This window comes from Aquiflexum sp. TKW24L (assembly GCF_023502205.1).
Lineage (GTDB): Bacteria > Bacteroidota > Bacteroidia > Cytophagales > Cyclobacteriaceae > Cognataquiflexum.
The window spans coordinates 117,071-141,684 of record NZ_JAMFLG010000010.1 but is presented as its reverse complement, the minus strand read 5'-3'; the positions used below and the strand labels follow the sequence as shown (position 1 = coordinate 141,684).

General features: G+C 40.6%; 25 protein-coding genes and 1 tRNA gene. 5 read left to right on the top strand and 21 right to left on the bottom strand.

The genetic code is table 11. The annotated features are described in order from the left end of the window. Window positions 1-163 precede the first annotated feature (163 nt). The 11 genes from trxA to M3O96_RS09145 all read right to left on the bottom strand — a co-directional run bounded on the left by trxA (window position 164) and on the right by M3O96_RS09145 (window position 9,396). Window positions 164-472: a thioredoxin gene (trxA, locus tag M3O96_RS09195; protein WP_249720046.1), complete on the bottom strand. Its 309-nt coding sequence runs from the start codon at window positions 470-472 to the stop codon at window positions 164-166. A 174-nt stretch (window positions 473-646) separates the two neighbouring features. Beyond that, on the bottom strand, window positions 647-1,204 hold the full coding sequence (locus M3O96_RS09190; protein ID WP_249720045.1) for an OmpH/Skp family outer membrane protein: 558 nt from the start codon (window positions 1,202-1,204) through the stop codon (window positions 647-649). Between the two features lie 18 nt (window positions 1,205-1,222). After that, a complete protein-coding gene (locus M3O96_RS09185) occupies window positions 1,223-1,759 on the bottom strand; it encodes an OmpH/Skp family outer membrane protein (RefSeq protein WP_502798909.1) in 537 nt (178 codons plus the stop codon). Next, entirely contained in the window at window positions 1,759-4,452 is a 2,694-nt protein-coding gene (locus M3O96_RS09180; protein WP_249720043.1) for a BamA/OMP85 family outer membrane protein, read from the bottom strand. The genes M3O96_RS09185 and M3O96_RS09180 overlap by 1 nt, the downstream gene beginning before the upstream one ends. Further along, a complete protein-coding gene (uppS, locus tag M3O96_RS09175) occupies window positions 4,452-5,195 on the bottom strand; it encodes an undecaprenyl pyrophosphate synthase (protein WP_249720042.1) in 744 nt (247 codons plus the stop codon). The genes M3O96_RS09180 and uppS overlap by 1 nt, the downstream gene beginning before the upstream one ends. Before the next feature lie 82 nt (window positions 5,196-5,277). After that, window positions 5,278-6,030, bottom strand: a complete 753-nt coding sequence (porG, locus tag M3O96_RS09170) for a type IX secretion system protein PorG (RefSeq protein WP_249720041.1) — start codon at window positions 6,028-6,030, stop codon at window positions 5,278-5,280. Window positions 6,031-6,185: 155 nt separating this feature from the next. Then, complete coding sequence (locus tag M3O96_RS09165; RefSeq protein ID WP_249720040.1) at window positions 6,186-7,061, bottom strand: NAD kinase; 876 nt, start codon at window positions 7,059-7,061, stop codon at window positions 6,186-6,188. Window positions 7,062-7,076: 15 nt separating this feature from the next. Further along, entirely contained in the window at window positions 7,077-7,742 is a 666-nt protein-coding gene (locus M3O96_RS09160) for a CBS domain-containing protein (protein WP_249720039.1), read from the bottom strand. Window positions 7,743-7,824: 82 nt separating this feature from the next. After that, a complete protein-coding gene (locus M3O96_RS09155) occupies window positions 7,825-8,412 on the bottom strand; it encodes an anthranilate synthase component II (RefSeq protein ID WP_249720038.1) in 588 nt (195 codons plus the stop codon). Next, on the bottom strand, window positions 8,396-8,935 hold the full coding sequence (locus M3O96_RS09150) for a CvpA family protein (RefSeq protein WP_249720037.1): 540 nt from the start codon (window positions 8,933-8,935) through the stop codon (window positions 8,396-8,398). The genes M3O96_RS09155 and M3O96_RS09150 overlap by 17 nt, the downstream gene beginning before the upstream one ends. A gap of 11 nt (window positions 8,936-8,946) precedes the next feature. After that, window positions 8,947-9,396, bottom strand: coding sequence for a GatB/YqeY domain-containing protein (locus tag M3O96_RS09145; RefSeq protein ID WP_249720036.1), 450 nt, complete (start codon window positions 9,394-9,396; stop codon window positions 8,947-8,949). 61 nt (window positions 9,397-9,457) lie between these two features. On the opposite strand from M3O96_RS09145, the gene M3O96_RS09140 reads away from it, so the two are divergent. Then, window positions 9,458-10,174: a pyridoxine 5'-phosphate synthase gene (locus M3O96_RS09140; RefSeq protein ID WP_249720035.1), complete on the top strand. Its 717-nt coding sequence runs from the start codon at window positions 9,458-9,460 to the stop codon at window positions 10,172-10,174. A gap of 1 nt (window position 10,175) precedes the next feature. Here M3O96_RS09140 and M3O96_RS09135 read toward each other — a convergent pair whose 3' ends face one another. The 10 genes from M3O96_RS09135 to M3O96_RS09090 form a co-directional block, all read right to left on the bottom strand. Then, complete coding sequence (locus tag M3O96_RS09135) at window positions 10,176-11,255, bottom strand: DUF3810 domain-containing protein (RefSeq protein WP_249720034.1); 1,080 nt, start codon at window positions 11,253-11,255, stop codon at window positions 10,176-10,178. A gap of 9 nt (window positions 11,256-11,264) precedes the next feature. Beyond that, complete coding sequence (locus M3O96_RS09130; RefSeq protein ID WP_249720033.1) at window positions 11,265-11,849, bottom strand: NifU family protein; 585 nt, start codon at window positions 11,847-11,849, stop codon at window positions 11,265-11,267. 59 nt (window positions 11,850-11,908) lie between these two features. Then, on the bottom strand, window positions 11,909-12,571 hold the full coding sequence (locus tag M3O96_RS09125; protein WP_249720032.1) for an outer membrane beta-barrel protein: 663 nt from the start codon (window positions 12,569-12,571) through the stop codon (window positions 11,909-11,911). Window positions 12,572-12,612: 41 nt separating this feature from the next. After that, window positions 12,613-15,381 (bottom strand): TonB-dependent receptor, encoded by a 2,769-nt coding sequence (locus tag M3O96_RS09120; protein WP_249720031.1) that lies wholly within the window; start codon window positions 15,379-15,381, stop codon window positions 12,613-12,615. A 292-nt stretch (window positions 15,382-15,673) separates the two neighbouring features. Then, a complete protein-coding gene (locus tag M3O96_RS09115) occupies window positions 15,674-15,886 on the bottom strand; it encodes a hypothetical protein (protein WP_249720030.1) in 213 nt (70 codons plus the stop codon). Window positions 15,887-15,911: 25 nt separating this feature from the next. After that, window positions 15,912-17,447 (bottom strand): glutamate--tRNA ligase, encoded by a 1,536-nt coding sequence (gene gltX, locus M3O96_RS09110; RefSeq protein ID WP_249720029.1) that lies wholly within the window; start codon window positions 17,445-17,447, stop codon window positions 15,912-15,914. A 148-nt stretch (window positions 17,448-17,595) separates the two neighbouring features. Beyond that, window positions 17,596-17,967 carry a 50S ribosomal protein L19 gene (gene rplS / locus M3O96_RS09105; protein ID WP_249720028.1) on the bottom strand — a complete coding sequence of 124 codons (372 nt, stop codon included), beginning with the start codon at window positions 17,965-17,967 and terminating at the stop codon, window positions 17,596-17,598. Window positions 17,968-18,054: 87 nt separating this feature from the next. Then, on the bottom strand, window positions 18,055-18,741 hold the full coding sequence (gene trmD / locus M3O96_RS09100) for a tRNA (guanosine(37)-N1)-methyltransferase TrmD (RefSeq protein WP_249720027.1): 687 nt from the start codon (window positions 18,739-18,741) through the stop codon (window positions 18,055-18,057). After that, on the bottom strand, window positions 18,741-19,271 hold the full coding sequence (gene rimM, locus M3O96_RS09095) for a ribosome maturation factor RimM (protein ID WP_249720026.1): 531 nt from the start codon (window positions 19,269-19,271) through the stop codon (window positions 18,741-18,743). Before rimM ends, trmD begins: the two co-directional genes overlap by 1 nt. 14 nt (window positions 19,272-19,285) lie before the next feature. After that, window positions 19,286-19,840 (bottom strand): 30S ribosomal protein S16, encoded by a 555-nt coding sequence (locus M3O96_RS09090; RefSeq protein WP_249720025.1) that lies wholly within the window; start codon window positions 19,838-19,840, stop codon window positions 19,286-19,288. Between the two features lie 175 nt (window positions 19,841-20,015). Here M3O96_RS09090 and M3O96_RS09085 point away from each other — a divergent pair. The 4 genes from M3O96_RS09085 to M3O96_RS09070 all read left to right on the top strand — a co-directional run bounded on the left by M3O96_RS09085 (window position 20,016) and on the right by M3O96_RS09070 (window position 24,613). Beyond that, window positions 20,016-20,087 (top strand) — tRNA-Arg (locus M3O96_RS09085). Between the two features lie 275 nt (window positions 20,088-20,362). Beyond that, on the top strand, window positions 20,363-20,668 hold the full coding sequence (locus M3O96_RS09080; RefSeq protein ID WP_249720024.1) for a hypothetical protein: 306 nt from the start codon (window positions 20,363-20,365) through the stop codon (window positions 20,666-20,668). A gap of 2 nt (window positions 20,669-20,670) precedes the next feature. After that, on the top strand, window positions 20,671-21,207 hold the full coding sequence (locus M3O96_RS09075) for a hypothetical protein (protein ID WP_249720023.1): 537 nt from the start codon (window positions 20,671-20,673) through the stop codon (window positions 21,205-21,207). Between the two features lie 196 nt (window positions 21,208-21,403). Continuing rightward, window positions 21,404-24,613: a DUF1553 domain-containing protein gene (locus M3O96_RS09070; RefSeq protein WP_249720022.1), complete on the top strand. Its 3,210-nt coding sequence runs from the start codon at window positions 21,404-21,406 to the stop codon at window positions 24,611-24,613. Window position 24,614: the final 1 nt, after the last annotated feature.

Genomic DNA, 24,614 nt, shown 5'->3' with positions numbered 1-24,614 from the left:
AAATATCTAAAACCAAATAATTTATGATTAAAATCATGAAAAAGTATTGGAAATCAGAACAGGCCGGCTAAATTAAATAATGACCCCCAAAAACTGAATTGGTATTGATATTAAAAGATAATGTATACCCTATTTTGCTTTATAGGAAAGAGGGTAAAATAAATCACCCTGTAAACCCCTTCATAGCTTGAACCAATTCCCTTTTGGTCATGATTCCCCCCTTTCTCCATAGTATTTTGCCACGTTTAAAAAGGATATAATGGGGTATAGACCTGACTCCAAATTGTAAACTTACTTGAGGATTTTTTTCAATATCCAGTTTATATAACTTGATTTTTCCATTGAGTTCCTCCATAACCTCCTCCAAAACAGGACCCATGGTTTGACATGGGCCACACCAATCAGCATAAAAATCAACTAATATAGCCTCCTGAGATTGTTGGATTACCTCTTTAAATTTCTTTTTTGCCATGATATACTAATTTCGTCATAAATAAAGCAGAATCGAAAATACTACTTCAACGTAGGTCATATGAATTAAAGCCGAAACAGGTTCTGACAGAGTTGGTATTCTTGAAATAAACCATGGGTAAATAAAAAAACCTGTCTCTTTCGAAACAGGTCTGAATTTTATAAGCTTTTCGGATTACTTTCCTGCACCTGCCGGGGCTGCCGGTAATTCTACTCCTAATTTGGCCAAAACCAATTCAGTGAATTTGTCTTCGTCTCTTGTATATAGCAAAATCGGAGATTGACCCGCAGATTCTGAAAATACATGTGAATAATTGTTTTCTGCAGCTACTGCATTGATGGCATTGAATACTTTTTGCTGAACTGGAGCAAGAAGTTCCTGGAGTTTGTTTTGATAAGACACCTGTGCGTCTTGCTCATACTTCTGAACATCCTGTTGCAGTTTTTGCAATTCCTGCTCTTTGGCACTTCTAGCATCTTCCGTCATAGTTGGGGCAGCTTGCTGGTATGCCTGAACTTTCCTCTGAAAATCCTGAGCTTTTGTCTGGATGTTGGTCTGAAGTTGAGCTTGATAATCCTGTACATCAGCAGCGATCTGTTCCATCTCAGGCATGAGGTCCATCAGCAATTCCACATTGGTATAGCCGATCTTCAATTCCTGGGCTTGGGCTTGAGCTACGAATCCTACGCAAAAGATTGCTATTGCGGAAAGGACGACTTTAATTTTCATCATTTTCGTTATCGATTTAATTTATTTGTTTTCTATTCCTAATTCTTCTAATACAAATTCTGAGTAATCATGCCTCGGGTCTGTGTAAATCATGAGTGGCCCCGAAGCCTTATCAAATAAGATGACCAAACTGTTTCTCTTACAAACCCTGTCTATCGCGTCGTAGATCTTGGATTGTAACGGCTGCAACAGTTCTGCCTGTTTCTGGTAGTATTGTCCATTGATACCAAAAACTCTGTTATTAAATGTAACAGCTTCTTTTTCTGATTCTTTGATAGACACCAATCTTTCTTGGTACATTTCCACTGTCAATAACACTTCTTCTGCTTTTAGATTTGCATACTTGGTTTTGATACCCTGTTCCAAATCCTGTGCCTCTTTTTTCCACTGATTGCTAATAGATGTTAATTCATCTTGAACTAGCTTATAATCTGGGTGTTTGTTCAGAATATATTCAGAGTCGATATAGCCAAATTTCTGGGCTTCAGCTGACTGAATAAATAAGGCCATCCCAAATAGCGAGCACAAAATTAATAATATAATCGGTTTTTTCACCATTATCTAAATTGTTGTCCGATGGTAAAGTGGAATTGGGCTCCGCTAGGCTGGGTGGAACCAGGAGGAGGATCAAATCCATAACCCCAATCCAAACCTAATAATCCAAACGCAGGCATAAAGATTCTAGCACCCATTCCCGCAGATTTTTTCAAGTTAAACGGATTAAATTCTGAATACGAACCCCAGTTATTACCGGCTTCAGCAAACCCAAGAAGGAAAATGGTGGCTGATGGATTTGGTGAAACCAGGAACCTAAGTTCCATAACATGTTTATTATAAACGATACCCCCATAACCATCGGTGGAATTCGGGTCATTTCTGGTCAATGCCCCAGGTGTTATCGTTTGGTTTTCATATCCCCGAAGTCCGATGATCTCTTGTCCTAGAGCAAAATTGTTCATATTCATTCCATCACCACCCATTACGAATCTTTCCAATGGAATGATTCCGATCCTATCACCATAAGATCCCAAGAATCCCATGTGAGTTCTTGAACTGATGACCCATTTGGTCGATCCAAATAACGGTGTGTAAAAAGAGGCATCAAACATCCATTTGTGGTACTCTAACCATTTGTACTTTTCTTCATCCGGAGATTCTCTGTCAATGTTTGGATTTAATGAAGCATATGGAGGGGTCAGAGATGTCACCAAGGAGATATTGGATCCCATTCTTGGATATATGGGGTTATCAATATTATTCCGGGCGATGGTGTTGATTAATGCCACGCTATTTAGTTTCCCTGTGGCAAAAGAGAGTCCAAACCGCTTTCCAAACTCGAAGAAGTCATAGTTTTGATAGGTCAGGGCAGTACTAACCATGAAATAATCATCTGGCCAGGTGACCCTTTTAGACAGCCCAAGTGTTACGCCGGTAATTTTAAAAAATCCGAGTTCTTGGGCGCCAGGGTTTTGAAAATCCAATTGTCTTTGGATAGATCTATTCAAGCTAAAACTCAAGGCATTTGGCTTTTTGCCACCAAACCAAGGCTCAGTAAGGGAGATGCTGTAATTTTGGAAGGAACGCCCGTTAGCCTGAACTCTCAATGAAAGTCTCTGACCGTCTCCCACAGGAAGTGGTCTCCATTTTTCAAAATTTGCAATGTTTTTTAAGGAGAAGTTATTGAATACTAAACCGACGGTACCCACAAAACCAAAGAATCCACCCCAACCACCGGATAATTCAATCTGGTCATTCGGTCTTTCCTCAAGTTTGAAAGTGATGTCAACGGTTGCGTTTTCATAGTTTGGACGCATGTCAGGTTCAATCTTCTCGGGATCAAAATATCCCAACTGAGACAATTCTCTGATGGTCCTTACCAATAAACTTCTATTGAATTTTTGACCTGGCAAAATCCTAATTTCCCTCATGACCACATGGTCTGAAGTCCTTTCATTACCTTGGATGTTGACAGAGTTAACTGTTACCTGAGGACCTTCGAAGATTCTCATCTCGATGTCTATGGAATCTTCTTTAATTTTGACTTCAACTGGCTCGATGGAGAAAAACAGGTATCCGTTATCTTGATACAACGAACTTACATCATCCCCTTTTTGCGGATCATAGTTAAGTCTTTTATCCAGTTTTTCTTTATCATATACATCACCTTTGGCTATTCCAAGGCGATTTTGAAGGACTACATTAGGATGGAGGTAATTGCCAACGAAGGTGATATTGCGGTAATAATATTTCTTACCCTCTTCCAAAGAAATGTCCACATTAACGGTGTTATCCGAAAATCTATAGACAGAGTCAACTACAATTTCAGCATCCCGATAACCTTTGGAATTGTAATAGGCTATTACTTTATCTTTGTCTTCCTTAAATTCTTTGGAGACGAATTTGGAAGCATTTAAGAAGTTAAGCTTAAAATTCTTGTTGATGTATTCTTTCACCTTATCGTCCTCAACAGGACTCATGTGGAAAATCGCATCTGCAGCACTTTTTGGAGTAGTATTGGAAATCCTTGAGGCAATGTCTCTTCCAATGTACATCCTAGGATGTTCTTTGGTTTTCTTTAATTTGGATTTGACTTTCTTGGCATCGATGCCTTCTGCACCATAAACTTTTACTTCGTTGATCTTAACTTTTGTTTTGGTATCAACTTCAAACCTAAGCTTCACACTATTTGGTAGCGTGGTATCCCTTTCTTGAATTACTTTTACATCAGTATTAAGGTATCCTTTGTCCACAAAATATTGACGGATATTCCTTTGAGAGGTATTCAAAACATCGTCCCTTACTACCCTTCCACGAATTTTTATTTTATCTTTTAATTCACTTTCCTGGGTTTTATTGACACCGACAAACTCAACCCTGCTGAATCGCGGCCTTTCGGTAAGTTCCATTAAAAGGTAAATGTCATCACCTTCAATTTTGGTTACCAGAATCTTGACATCACCGATGATGCCTTGACCCCATATTCTTTTGAGAGCAGTGGAAATTGCATCACCTGGGACTGAGATGACATCATCTACCCGAAGACCGGACAAAGAGACGATTGCCACTTCATCCAAGGTAGTCAATCCTACGGCTTTGATTTCAGCAATTCTATATTTCTGTGGTTTGGAATAATTCAACTCTAAAATATCCACAGCCCTTGCAGGTGTATAGCGGCTTTGTCCCAAACGGATCTGGGCCTGGGCGCTGAGAACCAACATAAAAAGGCAAAGGACAATAAAACTCTTTTTCATCAAAATTTTGGTTTAATCTGAGCCCCGGTTTTGCCAAACCTTCTTTCTCTTTTTTGATAATCGAGTATGGCTTCCACAAGATGCTCTTTTCTAAAATCCGGCCACAACACCTCTGTAAAATACAGCTCAGTATAAGCCAATTGCCAAAGGAGAAAGTTACTGATTCTGATTTCTCCACTTGTCCTGATCAGAAGTTCCGGATCAGGGATGTCTTTGGTATTCAAATGCGAAGCAATCACTTCTTGGGTGATATCTTCAATCTGAAGTTGTTTTGCTTCTACTTTTTTGACAATAGAATGGATCGCATTCTGGATTTCCCATCTTCCGCTGTAGCTCAAAGCCAAAACAACTGAAAGACCGGTGTTTTTTGATGTAAGTCCAATGGCCTCATCCAGTTTTTGTTTCGCTCTTCTTGGTAAACTTTCTGTATCTCCAATAGCCAATAAGCGGATGTTGTTTTTCATCATGGTAGGCACTTCTTGGGCAATCGAATCTACCAGTAACTCCATCAATGCACTGACCTCATCCTCAGGCCTTGACCAATTTTCCGTTGAAAACGCATATAAGGTCAAATACTTCACGCCAAGTTCAGCTGAACCTTCAATGGCTTCCCTTACCGCTGCAATGGCATTTTTATGGCCAAAGATTCTCATGGCTCCTTTTTTTTGGGCCCACCGTCCATTCCCATCCATGATAATTGCGATGTGTTGGGGGATTTTATCCTTGTCTATTGATTCTTTCATTTCGTAGGGATACGAAAATGCCTTCGTTTTTTGGAGGTACAAAAATGCTATTTCTTTTTCAATATTCTATTTTTGGTAGAAATTAATAAGAATAACATTTTATCGTGCTGAAGGTGTAGCTAAGTGTAACGCCCAAAAAGTAATACCAGTCCTTGTCACTGTAATTCCCATAATTATAGCCAATCACGGCATTTGGAGGATTACCTATCGGAAACCGGGGGATGATTGTCTCTTCACCGTAAAGTTTATCAATTGCATCTGTAAATGTTGCCCTTGCCCCAAATTCTGTGGCCAAGATCCAGTTTTCGGATAATTTGTATTTGATGCCTATTCCAAAAGGGATTACAGGTGTTCCCACATTATAACCTGATGGATTGGGATCGCCTTCAAATTTTCTACCATTTCCCACAAAACCTGCAAAACCAAGTCCTAAGAATCCATAAGGAGAGAATTTATATTCTGCAAACCTGTTGGTAAAATCAAGGAAATGGTATTCCATTACAACCGATACTTCAAAAAGTGAACCTTTGAAGCCTGCATTCCTAAAGGCCGTCACCGGATCTATGGGATTGATGCTATCTGCGGCATTGAGCCTAGCAAATGATAACCCGCCACGGAGTGACCAAACATTGTCAAAATTTCGTCTGCCAAATAACGTCCCTTGAAGTCCGATTTGATTTGGATCGAGCCCTCGGATAATGTCACCTGAATAGGTGGCTATACCAAGACCTCCACCTGCATCATACTTTTGTGCGATAGATTTTTCGGGTTTTAACAAAACCAGAATGGCCAAAAGAAATGACAAAGACAAAATCCAAAACTTATTCTTTTTCAAGACGATGCAATTTATGAACTAGAGAACGATATAAAAACCCGAATCAGTATTTCCGGGGTTAATTTTTGTTAATGATAAATCAGTCATAGAATTCTGAATTAGGTTATAGATATTTGATTTTGAGATAGTTAAAATACTTAAAATAGGAAGCATTTTTAATTTCTCATATCAAATCCCCAATTGAGTTTTTGACGAAGTGTATCGAAATAACTGTAGGAAGCAAATTTGACCAATTTCGCTGAAAATTCAGCTTTTTTGACTTTCAATTTTACGGAAGCATCTATCGGCGTTGATCTTGAATCCAATGAAATTAAAAATTTCTCGCTTCTTCCCTCAATCCTAAAACTGATCTCATTGTCATCTGATACCACTATAGGACGGACATTCAGGTTGTGCGGGCTGACAGGCGTAATGACAAAATTCCTTGCCCCGGGGGTAATCAATGGCCCCCCACAGCTCAATGAATAACCTGTAGATCCTGTAGGTGTGGCAATAATCAAACCATCCGCCCAATAACTGTTGAGATAAAGGTCATTGATATAGGTATGGACTGTGATCATCGAAGAAGTATCCCGCTTATGGATCGTGAATTCATTCAAGCCAAAATTGAGCCCATTGAAAAGGGGGACATCTGATTCCAACTTGAGAAGGGTCCGCGATTCGATAGAAAAGTCGCCGTTGATCAATTCTTCTATACTACTTTCAATATTTTCCTTTGCCACAGTAGCCAAAAAACCCAATCTGCCGGTATTTACGCCCAAAATTGGGATTTCATTTTTACCTACCAGACAAACTGTATCTAAAAGAGTGCCGTCCCCACCTATTGAAATCATAAAATCAGAGCCCTTAATGGGGTTTTTCTGAGTTATGGATTTCAAACCCAAGGAAGAAAACCCATTTTTTTTGAGTGATTTCTGTAGGGACTCCGTGAGGTGAAGGTCAATATTCTTATTTTTCAGGAGTTCGAAAAGAAGACTAATCTGAGGAAGAACCTCTTTCTGAACACCTATCCCATGCAAAGTGATTTTCATCAGGGAAAATAGGGATTAAATCTGTAAAAATCTGAATAAGTTGTCAATTCGTTCCTGCTCTCCACTGATGCCATCCTCTTCTTGGAAGTGGTCCAGAATCCTGTAACCAAACCGTTCCAAGGTAGCTTTGACATGCCTGAGTTCTGTTTTGTCTAATTTCAATGTCAATTTTATCTTGGAGTCGTCCAGCGGATCACTGGAGAGAAAACTGCTGAGTATTTTGGTATTCTCTGATTCGATTATCCTTGAGATTTCAAACAGACTGTAATCCGTCATATTCATGGATAAAACCAAAACAGCACCATTTGATTGAATGGATAGCGAATCTGCAAACGCACTGATGGCATCCTCCATGGTCACCACGCCAAGATAATTGTTTTCTCTGTCTACGACAGCTATCATGTTGGAATGAAATTCTGAGGCCACTTTGATCACATCATAGATATGCTTGTCCTGATAGACAAAACAGGATATGTTGTCCAGAGAAATATTGGCTATTGTCAGTTCGGGATTGTTGACAGTAAAAACCAAATCTTCAGTAACAAACCCCATAAACCTGTTATCATCCACTACCGGCAGAATATCGGTCCTGATTTCCTCCATCCAATTCAAAGCCAGTTTAGCCTTGTCTTTGAGTTTCAAGGGGGGGATTAGGTTATTGATAAATTCGTATGCCAGCATGCACTAAATATATTAAATAGGATTCGAATAATAAAACGTTGTAAAATGTCAACAAGTTTGGAAGTACTAAAAACTTCTGGAATCATTTTTCGAAATTCTCATGATCAATATTGGATAATTGAAGCCAATTGAAAATCAAATCTTTTCCAAACTGCGTCAGGAAAGCCTCAGGGTGGTATTGAATACCAAGTATGGGCAACGTTTTGTGGGTCATGGCCATGATTTCTCCTTGTTGTGTTTGGAGAATGACCTGAAGGCAATCAGGTATCTTTTCAATTTCAAGAGAATGATACCTTGTCACCATAAAGCTTTCCGGTAAACCCTTCAAGATATTATGGTCAAATGACTTGTAAACATGATGCACTTTTCCATGCACTGGCCTTTTACATTTAACGAGCTTTCCCCCAAAATATTCCCCAATCGCCTGATGACCGAGACAAATTCCCAAAATTGGCAATTTTCCAGCATAGTATCCGAGGATTTTCATGAGATTGCCAGCTTTTGATGGTGATTCGGGACCCGGAGATAAGATCAGCGCCTCCCAAGATTTTGAAGTGAGCTTGTCCAATGCAACATCATTCCTTACAATCTCCAAAGCTATCCCGGCCTGTCTCAAATAATCTGCAAGGATATGTGAAAAGGAATCGAAATTATCAATCAACAAGACCATCCGTTGTTTTTTCGACCAATTCCTGAATGGAAGCAATGGTATTTTTGATGATCGGGGCATAGTCATCTAGCGAATTAATGACTACAGGGGCGATGGGTTCGATGTAGGAATAACTCTTGGATTCTTTAATCCAGTCTTTAGGAAGGGCAAAATCAAATGAATGGGCGATCCATACAAAAAGACTCAGGATAAAAACCGTTTTGAAAAATCCTAGAATCCCACCCGCTACATTGTCCATGGAACCAAGAATGGTAAAATCCAGGGATTTTTTGACTAAAAATGCCAAACCTCTAATGATTACTATAACACCAAAAAATATCAGCAAAAAGGTGATAAATGGCAGCAGGAATGTCATTTCATCCACTCTTTGGGCAAGAAAACCCGCTCCCCAATTCATTAGATGAAAAGCAAGTATCAGCGCAAAAACAAAGGCTACAATAGACAGAATGCCAATAAACAAACCTTCTTTGTAGCCTTCGTAAACGCCAATTGCCAAAATTACCAATATGATGATGTCAAGCATTTAAGTGAATGTTAGGCAAGGAGTTCCTTTACTTTCATAGAAATCGCTTTGCCGTCTGCTTTGCCAGCCAAGGCTTTGGATGCAAGACCCATAACTTTGCCCATGTCTTTTGCTCCAGCAGCTCCTGATTCAGCAATGATTTTCTTCAATTCAGCAACCAATTCTTCCTCAGTTAATTGTTTGGGTAAAAACTCCCCGATGATTTCGAGTTCGGCCATTTCCACAGCATAGAGATCTTCTCTATTTTGCTGCTTATAGATATCAGCCGAATCTTTCCTTTGCTTGGCAGCTTTGGTCAATAGCTTCATTTCATCTTCTTTGGAAAGCTCAGCACCTGCCCCTTCTTTGGTTTCTTCCAATAGGATCAGGGATTTGATAGCCCTCAATGCCCTCAGCCTGTCTTTGTCTCTGGCGAGCATGGCATTTTTTATTTCACTTTCTACACTTGCCTTTAAACCCATTGTCTTGTTCTTTGTGTTATAGGTGTAAATTTGTCACAAAATTATCTTTTAATCTAGGAAAATGACCAGACTGAGCGTAAATATTAACAAAATCGCCACCCTCAGGAATGCCCGTGGAGCCAATAATCCAAATATTGTGAAAGTCGCTTTGGATGCAGAGCGCTTCGGTGCACAGGGAATTACCGTTCACCCAAGACCTGACGAAAGACATATCAGGTATCAAGATGTGATTGATCTTTCCAAGGTCGTCACCACAGAGTTCAACATCGAAGGATATCCCGACCAAAGGTTCATGGACTTGATCCGCCTGATCAAACCGGCGCAGGCCACTTTGGTACCAGATCCCCCACACGCCATCACTTCAAACAGCGGTTGGGACACGATCACCAACCAACTTTTTTTGAGAGACATAGTAGAAGAGCTTCATGAGTATGGGACTAGGGTTTCCATTTTTATCAATCCCGAGTCCAAATATTTCGAACCTGCTAAAAATACCGGTACGGATAGGGTCGAATTATATACCGAGCCCTACGCATCGATGTTCCCTTTGGATAAAAAGGAAGCTGTTAAACCATACGTGGAAGTTGCCTTATTGGCAAGGGATTTGGGACTTGGGCTCAATGCCGGTCATGACCTTGATCTGCATAATCTTAAGTTTCTCAAAACAAGCATTCCTTTTATGGATGAAGTTTCCATCGGTCATGCTTTAATCTGTGATGCTTTGTATTATGGATTGGAAAATACGATTCAGATGTACCGAAGGCAATTGGAGGAATGATTTATTGAAATCCGTCTTTCAGGCTATTTCTCCAAGCGTAAGCTAACATAGGCAATTGCTGGTAGCTGTTGATGCCGGCTTTTACCCCTTGGGTTTTCAAAAAAAGGTCATTGGATTTCCTGCTGATTTCCAAGTTGAAGGGTTTAATTTTTGCATTTTCAGTCTGAATGGATAGCAGGTCATTTCGAATTCCGGTAGGAATGGTTTTATAAAATTCTTTAAAAAGATCCTTTGACATCCTATACATGTCATTCATTTGGTATTTCAATAATCTCAACTGTCCGGAGTATTGCAACAGTGGATCATCGGAATTGGAACAGATTACCCAAGCTATAAAATTGGCTTCACCTTCGTCTGTCACTCCATAGCTGTGTGCCATTTCGTGGGCGACAGTAAATGGTTTTTCGAGATGATGCAAAGTCGGGTCGATGTAACTTTCTCCGGTAAACGGAAAATAGATTCCCAAAATGCCCATTTTTCTTAAGAAACCTGCAGGATAAAATTGCTTTGTCCTCGGATTTCCTGTAAAATTCAGTCCTAATAAATATAGGTTTTCACGCATGTTTGCCCTCACCAATTGTTCCAAATCGGGATACGCCATGGTATTTTCTATTGCAATGGTATCTTCCTCGATATTGTACCGGAGTTGGCTGAGGATATTTCTGGTGAGTTCTGTTTCTTTGATGAGTTGCTCCTCATTGAGAGGAATGGGTTTCAATCCAACTTGTTGGAAAATCGGTATCCGTTGATAATTATAGCCCCACAGGATCAGGAAAAAGAATACTATTGCACCCAAATAATTGAATAAAGAACGGATCGAATAACTGATTTTATTTTTCCAGCCTTCAGTCTGATTCAGGCGATAAAAATAAAAACCGATAAAAAAGATTAAAGATGCCAAAAAAACATAAACCGTTGCAAAAGGCAGCAGAGATAAAGATACGTCAATGACATTTCGGATACCGGGAAAAAATGCCCTTGAATATATCGCTTCAGTTTTCTCAGGATATTTTACAGCAAAATGCCTGATCACCAAGCTGATCAGGCCCAATAATGTCCAAGTCCAATTTCCTCTCAGCATCAGAAATACTTAAACTCCTTCTGCCTGGACTTCTTTGACCTCGGGAAGCATCCTTGTCAATAAATTTTGAATTCCAGCTTTAAGGGTGATGGTGCTTGAAGGACAGCCTGAACAGCTTCCTTGAAGCAATACTTTTACAATCCCCTCATTAAAACTATGGAAGACAATGGCGCCACCATCCTGCTCCACAGCGGGTCTGATGTATTCATCCAAAATACCTTTGATTTTTTTAACAATTTCAGAATCATTTTCGTCGAAGAGGGGATCCCTATCAAAGGCTGCAGTTATTATTGCCGGTTTGCCTGATTCCAAATAATTTTTGATGTGGTTCCTGACAATGTCCTGGATTTCAATCCAATCTATATTCTCTTTTTTGGTAACGGTCACAAAATTAGAAGTGATAAAAACCCTGTCAACTGCAGCGAAATTAAACAATTCAGAAGCGAGGGGTGAAGTTTCTGTACTTGGTTGATCAGGAAAATCAAAACTTACACCCTCATCAGTCAACATGAAATTGGCCACAAATTTTAGAGAATTTGGATTTGGATTTGCTTCCATATAAATATGGACAGGTCTTTTTTGAGTTTGCAGCATATCTGTTTGAGTTAATTATCTTACATACCATCAAAACTTGGGATAAGTTCCTTTGGTTTTCAATTTTGGGCTTTAGATTTTAATGCCTGGAATAAATACGTCACCGTAAATTCAATATTGGTGGAATTCATATCAAAAATCCGGTCTTGGGTTTCGGGTCTTCCAAATTCGTAAGAAAACCTCAAATCCCCTTCTAGGGTACTCTTCCCAAATAATTTTGAAAGGCCTGCTCCAGCCGTGAGTCCGTACATAAATTTTCGTGGATCGTCTCCCGGCTGCCCATAAGTCGGAAGGAATTGTGGTCCTTCAAAATCCCTGCTGACATCTGTGGCGTTCAGTAAATAACCAAAGTGAGGCCCGATTTTGATATGGAACCTTCCTCCCCTACCAACATAAAAGTTAGACAAAATAGGCATTTTTAAATAATCCAATTCTGTCTGGTTCGTTCCGACAAGTACGGTATCTGTTTGTGTGAATCCTAAGGTGAGGTATTGGACCTCTATCTGAATTCCGGCATTTTTTCCGGCAAAGTGCTCCATAACAAAGGCAAACGTGGGAGCCCGGATTCCGCTCGTTCTGATTTGTGCTCTTCCGGCAGTGGTTCGGTAGGACATGGAAGAAACAGAATATCCACCTCTGATTCCAAAACTTGTCTGTCCATTCACAAATCCGGGCAAAACCAATAGTCCCAATAGAGCAATAAAGAAAAAGAATTTTTGCATGGTCAAAAATAGGAATTTGATTTTCAATTAGTGAAGAAAAATCATTTTCCTGAAGGAATCACAAACGTTGCTCTCACGGGAGTTCCGTCAATCGAGAGGCCTTCCACAATTACAGATTTTGGACTTGGATTGTCATTCAGATAAAATTCAATGCGAAAAATTCCATTCTCACTATCAGTAATCAGAAAGGGATTCCAATACAAAGTCGCTCTCTCATCTGACCCGACTGGGATTTCCTCACCACCCTCATGGCTCACCTGATAGAAATTATTTGGCAAGGCAAAACCCTCAACCACCATGGTATTCAAATTGGCTGTGGAAGTAGTCAACATCGAGGTCGGCTGTTCTCCTTTTTTGAGGTAAATGGCAATGATTCCGTTTCTACCCATATCTCCCATGATTGAGGCCATCCTTGTCACAACTTCAATTCTATCGACATCATTGGGGTTGATAGAATTGATATTAGAAGCAGCGCTATTGCCTGGCAAAATGGCTCCGTCTATCATCACCATTGGCTCCAAACTATTGGAAACTGAAGTAGCACCGCCCCTCAAAGTCACCTGACCAAACGAATTGACCGTCATGCCCGGAACGTAAGGCTTGAGGCTGAGCAAAAGATCTGCCGAATTGCCACCTGCCATCAAATCAGCTCCTTTGACCACATGGTCTGCTTTACCATAGAGGGCCATGGTATTGTTGCCTTTTTCAACCTCTTCTTTGACAGTGACTTGCTCCAAGTCTACAATTTTTTCTTCTTGGTTATTAATTGTAAAAATCGCTTCATTTGAAGTTGTAATTTCGGGCATTTTGGTGGATTCCGGAACAAAAAAAGGAGGGTTTAACCTAGGGATAATTTGAAACTTTCCGAAGGAATTACCTTTTTTGTCCAATGCCATGAAGGTGAAATCAAGAGGTCCATAAAAGTCCATTTCCTCCATATTAAATTTCCCTTCTGAATCGGATTGTAATTCGAGGGAGGCGGCAAAATTATTGAAATAGGCTGAAAATGGAATTGATTCGGGTTTTCCTTTGTCATTGAGAAATTGACCCGAAACATTCATGTCCTTTTCAATTGGGTAAGTGAATTTGTCTGTGGTAATATGTCTGGGAATTTCTTTGATTTTTGACCCATTCAGAATATTCGGGTACAGGTGTATCGGCATTGCATAATGGTTATCAGTCACCGCCACAGACAGATTTGCGGAAACAGGATTGCCGTTTTGATCTTTCAAATGAACCTCCAAACTGACCTTTTCTCTAACCTTGTATTCGCTTTTATCCGATTTGAAATCTACAATTATCGGGGATTTTGGTTCTTCGGAAATGGGAGAACCCTGAATCCTGTCATACGGACTCAAAATTGGAAGTGCTTTGACAAAATAAATATCAGGACCATAATTCCTGTTCCATGTGGTGTATGATCGGAGGTAATACTTTTTCTGATTTAGCGTATCTGGCAAAAACATATCACCGACAACAAGTCCGTTTTCGATTTTGAATTTCTTCTGGATAATAATATCTCTGTTTTCAGAAATCAATTCTACATACAAAACCTTGCTCAACTCTTTCTTCAGCTGGGGATTTCCGTAATTCAGGTAAGCTTTGAAAAACATCTGGTCCCCCTGATAATAAAATGGCCTATCCAAGTGGAGGTAAACTTTCTCCTGAAGCCCATTGGCATCTTTCGCCAATTGGGTATTGGATTCCAAAGAAAATGGGGGATTGTAGTCCATTGGAAGTAGTGTAGCTACTTTCCTTTTGTCCATATCTCCAGAGAATGTCACGTCTTTTTGATTCAGGACTATTCCGTTGGAATTAATATTGACATAATTGCCATTTACCTCGATCCAAGAGATGGGGTAAGGGGCATCTTTGTAAGAGTTGACAGTGCTATATCCTTTTTCATAATGGACCTCAATCCTACCTTTCAAAAAGACTTTATATTCCTCAGGTCTTCGACCGGGACTGACCAGATTGTCAGGCTTATATTCAATGACAGAGGTGCCCAATTCATTGGCAAAAATATCCGATCGCATATTCAAGGTCTCAGCACCGCCGGGTTTATTGGCATAAAGAATAAAACCCTCCTGATTGTGCCGATTTTGAATCATGGCTCTAAACATGTTTGCAGGAGATTTTTTGTATGTTTCCTGTCTGTTTTTATTCCAAGATTGTTTGACCGTTTCAGACGTCGTATCCATTTCCACAAATCTTGTAGCCCCTGCGATGATGTAATATTGGGGAGTAAAATAGAATTCCCTGAGGTCAAAAGTAAGGTTATAGCCTAGTCCATTATTTTTGATTTCTATGGGTTGGAGTGCAGTAGCCCGAAAGCTGTTTGTTGTATTTTCAGCTGAGAACTCAATGACCCAAGGATTGATGATTTCACATTGGGAAGCAAGGTTATCATTTCCTAAAAATAGGTTTTTAAATCTTCTCAATTCCCGTTCCCAAGCCTTGTCTCTTGTTGCCTTAATTTCTACATCAGAGAGTTCCTGTTCAAATGAAATCATACTGACATTGAGTGTAAACTGACCGCCGGATTTTATACTAGCGGGTTTTTGGAGGGCTTGATATCCGATAAATGAAAATCCCACTTCTACCTCTCCTTCAGGAACATTGGGCAAAGAAAATTTTCCGTCAATATCAGTAACGGTGGCAAAAGTGGTGTTGTTAATGAAAACATTACAAAAAGGAAGACCTTCTCCTGTTTTGCTATCGATGACTCTTCCGGTGATGGTACCTGTCGATTGGGAAAAAATCGGCATTGATATCATCAACAGAAAAAACAGTAACATTGAAAGCTTCATATAATATTCTACTAATATTTAAGTCGAAATATAAAGTATTAAACGATTAACGGAAATGTTTCGGGCAAAAAAAATGCACCAAACCTTGAAGATTTTGTGCTTGCATATTCAAATGGAAAGAATTTAGAGAAATTTGTTTTATGTGTAGCCGCTTTATTGCACGCTGCAAAATAAATAATGGTTGAGGAACGATTACCGGGTTCTGTGGACAGTGGACTGTCGTCTGTGGGCGAGTATCCGCATCCGAGAAGTCTCCTCAAGCCCAATATGTAATAATGGGGGTACTCATAATTTATTTTTTCTTTTTCTCTTTTCCTTCTTTGATTTCTTCAATGTCTTCCCTGTCTTTGAGCTTTTTGTCATCGACATTTTTATTTAGGAATTCATTCAGCTTATCAATGGAGAAAGAACTTGAAATCTCTCCAAAAGTGTCGATGTTCATCTTGAAACCTTCCAAATCCTTGTGGACTTTTGCGATTTCTTCTTTTTTAGGTTTTTTAGCCATAGGAGTATTTTCTTTTATCTATTTATCAAAGTACCTGTAAAGTCTCTAATGCAAATTCGATTCGCTTAGACAATTCCTCTTTACCAATGATACTGAATACTGCCATCAAATCCGGCCCTGCACCCACGCCTGTCACCGCTAATCGAACTGCCTGCATCACTTTGCCCAATTTGATTCCATTGGCTTCTGCAGATGCTTCAAGAATAGATTTTGCTACTTCAGGTGTAAAATCCCCTGTATGAGACGCCAGTTTTTCTATGTAGGTTCCCAAAACGGTTACTACTTCTGCATTCCATTTTTTGCTTGCAATATCATCATCAAATGAATTCGGAGCGATCAGCATAAACTTTCCTTCTTTCCAAAGGTCTGAAGGGAATGTTGCCCTTTCTTTCATGACATGAACGATTTTGGCAGCTTTTTCTTGGTCTACAGAAAGCCCTTCTTTTTTGATGTCAGCTATAAGATAAGCTGCCAATTCTTCATCTGACTTGGCTCGGAGGTATTGTTCATTGAACCATTTGGCCTTGTTGATATCAAATTTTGTACCTGATTTACCGATTCTTTCGATAGAAAATGCTTCGACCAATTCCTCTAAGCTGAAGATTTCTTTATGGTCGCCCGGATTCCAACCCAAGAAGGCCAAGAAGTTCAGCATGGCTTCTGGAAGGTATCCACCTTCACGGAATCCCATGGCGGTTTCGCCCGAATTTGGATCTTTCCAATCCATCGGGAATACAGGAAAACCATGCTTATCCGCATCCCTCTTGGAAAGTTTACCATTTCCGTCAGGCTTTAGCAACAGAGGCAAATGTGCAAATTCAGGCATGGTTTCTTCCCAACCAAAGTATTTATACAACAAAACGTGTAACGGTGCTGAAGGCAGCCACTCCTCACCACGGATGACATGAGTGATTTTCATCAGGTGGTCATCCACGATATTTGCCAAATGGTAAGTGGGCATACCGTCGGATTTCATCAGGACCTTATCATCAAGAGTACTGGAATGTACCATCACCCATCCACGGATCAGGTCATGCAATCTTACTTCTTCCTTTCTTGGGATTTTCACACGGATGACATAGGCTTCACCGGAAGCCAACTTCGCCTTCACTTCATCTTCAGGAAGTGTAAGCGAGTTTTTCATTTGGGTTCTGGTGATAGAATTATACTGAGGAGACACAACCCTTGCAGCAGTCAGCCTTTCTCGCATCGCTTCCAATTCCTCAGAAGTATCAAAAGCATAGTAAGCATGTCCTTTTTCGATCAGGTCAAGGGCATATTGCATGTACATCTGCTTCCTTTCCGACTGCCGGTAAGGTGCACTTTCTGCGGGGTTCCATGGGCTTTCGTCAGGAGAGATTCCAAGCCAATCCAATGCATCTTTGATGTATTCTTCTGCTCCGGGCACAAACCTGTTTTGGTCAGTATCCTCGATGCGCAGAAGGAATTTACCTCCTGTTTTTCTGGCGTATAGGTAATTGTATAAAGCGGTTCTGACGCCACCGATATGTAGAGCTCCTGTAGGAGAAGGCGCAAATCTTACACGTACTTCTTTGTTCATGGTATCGATTTATTCTTTGTACAACCTGTTGGAATCCGTTTGGTTGTATTGTTCAGTCTATTTTGAGGCTGCAAAGATAGGAAAAGATAGGGATTGGTCTAAACAAAAAAGGGAACCCGTTTGGATTCCCTTTTTGTGAAGAAGACAATTAAGCGTCTTTTCTGTGTCTGATTTTTTCTTTGATTTTGGCAGCCTTTCCTTGACGGCCTCTCAAGTAGTACAATCTTGCTCTTCTCACTTTACCTTCTCTCATCAATTCGATCTTGTCGATAGCTGGAGAGATGATAGGGAAAATTCTTTCCACACCTACACCGTTTGATACTTTTCTTACAGTGAAAGTTTCTCCGTTTGTATTTGGATTTTTTCTCTGGATGACGGTGCCTTGGAATTGCTGGATACGCTCTTTGTTACCTTCAGTGATTTTCACGTGGACGTTGATGGTATCTCCAGCTTTGAAAGAAGGGAACTTGGCTCTCGCCTCGCTGTATTCCGCTTCTACAATTTTAAGTAGTTCGCTCATAGCTATATATTTTATGTGCTTATAGCGACTGCGCCTCGGCGCAATCTTTTGTTAGACTCAATGATATTTCTTTCTTACATAATCGCCTCAGAGTTCTTTTCCTTCGAGAAGGTCGGGTCTTCTTTCTTTGGTACGGCGAACCGATGCTTCAAATCTCCAAGAATCTATTTTAGCCTGATGTCCTGACATTAATATTTCCGGTACTTCCATTCCTTCATAAGCTGCAGGTCTGGTATATATCGGTGGGGCCAAAAGCCCGTCTTGGAAGGAATCTGTCAATGCCGAACTTTCGTCATTGAGAACTCCCGGAATCAACCTGATAATGGCATCCGTCACAACCGCTGCGGCCAATTCGCCTCCTGAGAGGACATAATCACCGATGCTGATTTCTTTGGTTATCCATTTCAGTCTGACCCTTTCGTCGACACCTTTATAGTGTCCGCATAGGATGATAAAGTTTTCCTTCAGAGAAAGTTCATTGGCCATTCGCTGGTCAAATTTTTCTCCGTCAGGTGTCATGTAAATGACCTCATCATACTCCCTTTCGCTTTTGAGTGCTTCGATGCACTTTGCGATAGGTTCTATCATCATGACCATCCCGGCACCTCCTCCAAATGCATAGTCATCGACCTGCTTTTGTTTGCCGCCGGCATAATCCCTCAGGTTGTGGACCCTCACTGTAGCCAAACCTTTTTCTTCCGCTCTTTTGAGAATCGAATGTGAAAAAGGGCCTTCCAACAATCCGGGAACAACTGAAATGATGTCAATGCGCATCAGTCTTCCAAATATATGTCAATCAATCCTGTGGGCAGAGAGCAGTAAACTTTCTTAGCTGCTTTGTCGACTTTCTGGATGATTTGGTCTTGAATGGGTATCAAAACCTCTTTTCCTTTATGTTCGACGCCCAATAAATCCTGGGTTTCCATGTCATAAATGACCTTAACCTCTCCGATAAGTCCGAGGGAATCATCGATTACCTCAAATCCTACCAATTCATGGTAATAGTATTGGTCTTCTCCAAGCTCGGGCAGTTCACTCATCGGAAGGAATAAAGCCGATCCTACGAGTTTGTTTGCATCATCCACCGTATCAAAATCCTCGAACTTTGCCAGCACCTTGTTGTTCGGTTGAGAAACAAAATGCTCAATAAAGAAAGGGACCATCCTGGTTTTTTGCTCGATGAAGACATGCTTCAGTTCTTCGTAATCCTCAGGAAAATCTACATCCAAGACTACTGTAACCTCACCATGAAGCCCATGAACTTTGGACACGTAGCCCAATTGGAAACAATTGTCTTTGTTCATGGTGTAAAGGGGTATTAAGCTTGGGTTTCTTCTCCTTCAGCTGCTGCTTCAGGTGCTTCAACCTCGGCTACAGGAGCTTCTTCTACCTTTGGAGTAGCAGCAGCTATAGCGTCATCTTCTCTTTTCTTGATGGCGTCAAGACGGGCTTGGTTTTTAGCTGTTTCAGCCTCAAATGCCTTGGTTTTTGCATCTTCTTTTTCTTTGGTCAATTTATCCACTTTACCGCCGATGGCAGTTTCTTTGGAAGATTTCCAAGTTTCGAATTTTGCATCAGCCTGATCTTGCGTGATTGCGCCTTTCAATACACCGATTTGAAGGTGTTTTTGCAACAATATACCTCTGTAAGAAAGCATAGCCTTTACTGTGTCAGTCGGCTGCGCACCGTTCAACAACCATTTAAGAGCGCGCTCATTGTTGATGTTGATGGATGCAGGGTCAGTGTTGGGGTTATAAGTCCCGATTTTTTCGATAAAGCGTCCATCACGTGGAGCTCTAGCATCAGCTACTACAACGTCATAGATGGCCATTTTTTTTCTGCCTCTACGCGATAATCTGATTTTTACTGCCATATTAATTTGATATTTAGTGAATTGATGGATCCCGTCCATCTTAAATTTTGGACTGCAAAGATAACGTTTTAAAAATGAAATGAACAAATGGCCCTAATATTATTTGCGGAAATGGGGGGAATTGATTTAACTTGCGACCTTATTTAGAAGCGAGAGAATCTTTACAAGTGCAAATGGCCTCGTAGTTCAATGGATAGAATAGTTGTTTCCTAAACAATAGATATGGGTTCGATTCCCGTCGAGGCTACACGTATGATTATCAGTTATTTAAGGGATGAGGGTCATCCCTTTTTTTGTGTCTTTACCCCAACATTGCAGTTGACATTGCAGTTGGAACAGGGATTTTTTTGATAAAACTTCCTTTCTGTGTAAAGGGAGTGGGCTCAATTGTGTAAAATTAAACACTTTGAAAATGATAAGAATGAGGAATGGGAAAAGGACATTTTGTGCTTTATTTAATTTATGCCGAATTTTTTAGATATTTAAACAAGTCAAAATTCCATTTGAGAAGGAATAAAACTCATGGATAGAAAAACCGAAAATAATATGGGAAGTGATTATCAAACTTTAGTAGATGAATTGTTTGGTTCCAATTACAGGCATCGGACTTTAAGGACTGTTTTTGATCCTTATTCAACAGAATGGATGGAAACAAGTGTTGATGAAAAAGTTAGTATCTTAAAAAAGATACTCGGTAGCAAAAGAACAACATTACAGGAATTAATTCTTTCATACAAAAAGTTTTATACAGATTCTCTTGCTAACAAGAAGCATGTAGTAGATTCTGTTGAAAATGCCCTGACCATTTTACTTGAAAAAGTACTTTAATTATGAACACCCTTGAATCAATAAGAATAGCAAAAGAAGATTTGTTTGATTTTGATTACAACTATCAAGCTGAACTGACAAATAAACTTGATGAGGTAAAATCTGATTTTGATCAAGATATTATCAATGAAATTGTTTTGTGGAAAGTGAATAGATATTCTTCTATTTCTTCCGAAACATTAAGGCTTATAAATGAAATAAAAAATACAGATACTGTATTGGATAAGGATTTAACCCGAAAGATTTTGAAATCTTTACTGGAAAGTAAAGGAGTTCGATTAGCTATGGCTTCGACAATTCTACGTTTTAAAAATCCTAAGATTTATCAAATTATTGACCAACGAGTTTATCGATTCATAACAGGACAAGAATTTAAATATTCAATTACTGATATTGATGGTCAAATCGACCTTTATCTCAATTATTTGGAAATTTTAAAAGAAAGGTGTGAGAAATATCAAATTGATTACGAAATGTCGGACAGGATCATTTACCAAATGGATAAAAAATACAATAAGGATTTGAAGATAAAGTATTGAACAATCTGCTATATGTTTGAATGATTTGGATTAAGGTATTCCTATGCTTCTCAAATTAAATTGGTTTTCAATAACATCCCTAAAATCTAACAGGAGGATTTATATCTTACAAGTTAGCATCATCCCACAATACAGGATATAGCAGGTGGGATATTATTTGAAATTCCGTTAATTTAATCGGGTGATTTGATTTCAAATGGTCTTAAGAATACTGAGTTACTGCTGCTTTATTTTCATTTTGGTTTCCTGTAGCCCTGAACTCCCGGAGGATGTTCAGGCAGCCTACGAGGAATTACCGGAAGCTTTGGATTTCAATATTCATGTCAAGCCGATTTTGTCGGATAAATGCTTCGCTTGTCACGGTCCTGATTTGGCAGCACAAAAAGCAGGGTTAAGTTTGCACGATCCCGAAATGGCTTTTGCCTCTCTCAAAGACTCTCCCGGCAAGGTTGCCATCAAGTCAGGAAGCCTCCGCAAAAGCGAACTTTTTCATCGGATCATTTCAGACGATCCTGAGTTCCGAATGCCTTCCCAAGAATCAAATTTGATTTTGACTCCAAAGGAAAAGGCCATCCTGATCAAATGGATCGAAGATGGGGCAGAATACAAAAAGCATTGGGCTTTTATTCCTCCCCAAAAATTTGACATTCCTAAAGTAAAGGATAAATCATGGGCCAAAAACCCCATTGACCACTTTGTCCTCAGCAAATTGGAACAGGAGGGAATCAAACCATCGCAGGAGGCGGATAAGGAAACGCTCTTAAGAAGATTGAGTCTGGATTTGATAGGTTTGCCCCCAAGCCTGGCTGAGATCGATGCTTTTCTTTCTGACCCTTCCGCCAATGCTTATGAAAAGCAGGTCGACAGGTTGCTCAATTCTGCGCATTATGGGGAGAAAATGGCCATGCATTGGATGGATATTGCGAGGTTTGCCGATACACATGGCTACACCGTGGATAGGTATCGGGATGCATCACCCTATCGGGATTGGGTTATCAGGGCATTCAACCAAAACCTTCCCTACGATCAGTTTATCACCCATCAGTTGGCTGGAGACCTTTTACCCAATCCTACCAAAGACCAGCTGATTGCAACGGCCTTCAACCGGATTCATCCCCAAAACATGGAAGGAGGAATTGTGGAGGAGGAGTTTAGGGTGGAATATGTAGTGGATCGGACGAGTACCATGGGGCAGGCTTTTATGGCTTTGACCTTGGGTTGTGCGCGGTGTCATGACCATAAATACGACCCGATTTCCCAAAAGAATTTCTTTGAACTCAGCAGTTTTTTCAATCAGGTGGATGAGGCCGGTCAGATTTCTTGGGATGATGCCATGCCTGTTCCGACCATGCTTTTGACGGATACGGAGAAAGACAAGATGCTTTCCTACCTACTTTCCCAAAAAAACAGCGAGGAAGAGGAACTGAAAAAAGTGGCTGAGAAGGAAGAAGAGGCTTTTCAAACTTGGTTGGCATCCAGTTCTTTTCAAAAAGTTTCCAAACTGGATTTTCCGGCAAGTCGGGTTGGTTTTTATTCTTTTGACCAAAACTCCATTCAAAACCTCCTCAATCCTTCCCAAAAAGGAACCATGGAAAGCAGCGAGGTCAAAAACCAGAAACCTGCTTATGTAGAAGGATTTAGAGGAAAAGCAGTCAAACTCAACGGGGATTCCTGGCTGGATTTGGGGGGTTCCGGGATATTTTCCCGCAGCGAACCTTTTTCGGTAAGTATTTGGATTTCTGTCCCAAAGTCTTTGACTGATGGGGCAATCTTCCACAAGGGTTCAGGTGCGGTGCTATATAATTGGCGGGGATACCACCTCAGTCTCAAAAACAACCGCCTGGAATTGCTGATGGCGCATTCCGCACCTTATAATGCCATCACTAAACTAACGGAGCAGAACATTCCCCGTGACCAATGGATCAATTTGGTCATGACCTATGACGGTTCTTCCAAAGCACAAGGGCTGAAAGTCTTCCTAAACGGACTTGAAATGGTCACTCAAACTACCCATGACAACTTGTACAAAGACATCCTCCTTCAAGGCGGGCAGCCAGGTTTGCAGGTTGGGGCAGTATGGAGAGGCAAAGGACTCAAAGACGCGTTGGTGGATGAAGTCAGTGTATATGACAAAGAACTCTCTTCTTTGGAGGTAATGCAGATTGCCAAGCTAGACGAATATAAATTAATCCTTGCTCAAACCGGGAACGAATTCAATGCCCAAGAAAAACAAGCACTGAAAAAACTATACCTCAACAACCATTCTGTGGCTTATAGAGAAAAGCTGAAAGCAGTGGTTGCTCAGAGAAAAACCTATGCGGATTCTGTGGAGCGGATTCCGGAGATGATGGTCATGCAGGACAAAACCAATAAGCGGAGCACTTATGTTTTGACACGTGGAGAATATAATATGCGGGGAGAAGAGGTTTTTCCCAATACCCCTGAAAGTGTCTTGCCCATGCGGGAGGATCAACCCAAAAACCGTCTTGGACTTGCCCAATGGCTGACTGATGCAGAAAATCCACTCACCGCTAGGGTGGCAATCAACCGTTTTTGGCAAAATTATTTTGGTCGTGGGTTGGTGGCTACTTCCGAGGATTTTGGGAATCAGGGACAATTGCCTTCCCACCCGGAATTATTGGATTGGTTGGCTGTTGAGTTCCAAAATTCCGGTTGGGATGTGAAAGCCATGCAGCGTCTGATTGTCACCTCTGCTACTTACCGGCAAGGCTCGAAAAACAGGCCTGAACTGATGGAAAAAGATCCTGACAATTACCTTCTTGCCCGAGGACCTTCGGTTCGTCTGCCTGCAGAATTGATCCGGGATAATGCGCTGTTTGCGGCAGGATTGCTGAATCCTTCGATTGGTGGCAAAAGTGTGTTTCCTTACCAACCTGAGGGTCTTTGGAAAGTCAATGGTGCCAACTATGTGCAGGATTCCGGACAAAATCTCTATCGAAGGAGTTTGTACACGATTTGGAAACGCTCGGTTCACAATCCGGCATTATCCATTTTCGATGCACCCGACCACAGTGTTTCGGTAAGCAAAAGGCAAGAGACTAATACTCCGCTTCAGGCTTTGGTACTGATGAATGATCCGACTTTTGTGGAGGCTTCTAAGGTTTTGGGCGAAAAGATGCTAGCTCATCCGGAAATCTCCAAGTCCATAGAGGATACATTCCGCAGACTTACGGGAAGAAAACCCAATCCTAAGGAGCTTCAAATCCTTCTGGAATTAAGGGAAAATGAATACCGTAAATTCAAGGCAGACCACAATAAAACCAAAGGTTGGCTGGCTTCCGGGGAATATCAGATACCTCCGGATTTAGATCCTTTCCATCTTGCGGCCAATGCCGTCACCGCCAGCGCCATTATCAATTCAGATGCTTTTCTAACCAAAAGATAAT

What these genes read in the sequence shown, in the direction of transcription:
- trxA (WP_249720046.1), bottom strand. Translation starts at nt 472, where the DNA reads ATGGCAAAAAAGAAATTTAAAGAGGTAATCCAACAATCTCAGGAGGCT.
- M3O96_RS09190 (WP_249720045.1), bottom strand. Translation starts at nt 1,204, where the DNA reads ATGATGAAAATTAAAGTCGTCCTTTCCGCAATAGCAATCTTTTGCGTA.
- M3O96_RS09185 (WP_502798909.1), bottom strand. Translation starts at nt 1,759, where the DNA reads ATGGTGAAAAAACCGATTATATTATTAATTTTGTGCTCGCTATTTGGG.
- M3O96_RS09180 (WP_249720043.1), bottom strand. Translation starts at nt 4,452, where the DNA reads ATGAAAAAGAGTTTTATTGTCCTTTGCCTTTTTATGTTGGTTCTCAGC.
- uppS (WP_249720042.1), bottom strand. Translation starts at nt 5,195, where the DNA reads ATGAAAGAATCAATAGACAAGGATAAAATCCCCCAACACATCGCAATT.
- M3O96_RS09165 (WP_249720040.1), bottom strand. Translation starts at nt 7,061, where the DNA reads ATGAAAATCACTTTGCATGGGATAGGTGTTCAGAAAGAGGTTCTTCCT.
- M3O96_RS09160 (WP_249720039.1), bottom strand. Translation starts at nt 7,742, where the DNA reads ATGCTGGCATACGAATTTATCAATAACCTAATCCCCCCCTTGAAACTC.
- M3O96_RS09155 (WP_249720038.1), bottom strand. Translation starts at nt 8,412, where the DNA reads ATGGTCTTGTTGATTGATAATTTCGATTCCTTTTCACATATCCTTGCA.
- M3O96_RS09150 (WP_249720037.1), bottom strand. Translation starts at nt 8,935, where the DNA reads ATGCTTGACATCATCATATTGGTAATTTTGGCAATTGGCGTTTACGAA.
- M3O96_RS09145 (WP_249720036.1), bottom strand. Translation starts at nt 9,396, where the DNA reads ATGGGTTTAAAGGCAAGTGTAGAAAGTGAAATAAAAAATGCCATGCTC.
- M3O96_RS09140 (WP_249720035.1), top strand. Translation starts at nt 9,458, where the DNA reads ATGACCAGACTGAGCGTAAATATTAACAAAATCGCCACCCTCAGGAAT.
- M3O96_RS09135 (WP_249720034.1), bottom strand. Translation starts at nt 11,255, where the DNA reads ATGCTGAGAGGAAATTGGACTTGGACATTATTGGGCCTGATCAGCTTG.
- M3O96_RS09130 (WP_249720033.1), bottom strand. Translation starts at nt 11,849, where the DNA reads ATGCTGCAAACTCAAAAAAGACCTGTCCATATTTATATGGAAGCAAAT.
- M3O96_RS09125 (WP_249720032.1), bottom strand. Translation starts at nt 12,571, where the DNA reads ATGCAAAAATTCTTTTTCTTTATTGCTCTATTGGGACTATTGGTTTTG.
- M3O96_RS09120 (WP_249720031.1), bottom strand. Translation starts at nt 15,381, where the DNA reads ATGAAGCTTTCAATGTTACTGTTTTTTCTGTTGATGATATCAATGCCG.
- M3O96_RS09115 (WP_249720030.1), bottom strand. Translation starts at nt 15,886, where the DNA reads ATGGCTAAAAAACCTAAAAAAGAAGAAATCGCAAAAGTCCACAAGGAT.
- gltX (WP_249720029.1), bottom strand. Translation starts at nt 17,447, where the DNA reads ATGAACAAAGAAGTACGTGTAAGATTTGCGCCTTCTCCTACAGGAGCT.
- rplS (WP_249720028.1), bottom strand. Translation starts at nt 17,967, where the DNA reads ATGAGCGAACTACTTAAAATTGTAGAAGCGGAATACAGCGAGGCGAGA.
- trmD (WP_249720027.1), bottom strand. Translation starts at nt 18,741, where the DNA reads ATGCGCATTGACATCATTTCAGTTGTTCCCGGATTGTTGGAAGGCCCT.
- rimM (WP_249720026.1), bottom strand. Translation starts at nt 19,271, where the DNA reads ATGAACAAAGACAATTGTTTCCAATTGGGCTACGTGTCCAAAGTTCAT.
- M3O96_RS09090 (WP_249720025.1), bottom strand. Translation starts at nt 19,840, where the DNA reads ATGGCAGTAAAAATCAGATTATCGCGTAGAGGCAGAAAAAAAATGGCC.
- M3O96_RS09080 (WP_249720024.1), top strand. Translation starts at nt 20,363, where the DNA reads ATGGATAGAAAAACCGAAAATAATATGGGAAGTGATTATCAAACTTTA.
- M3O96_RS09075 (WP_249720023.1), top strand. Translation starts at nt 20,671, where the DNA reads ATGAACACCCTTGAATCAATAAGAATAGCAAAAGAAGATTTGTTTGAT.
- M3O96_RS09070 (WP_249720022.1), top strand. Translation starts at nt 21,404, where the DNA reads ATGGTCTTAAGAATACTGAGTTACTGCTGCTTTATTTTCATTTTGGTT.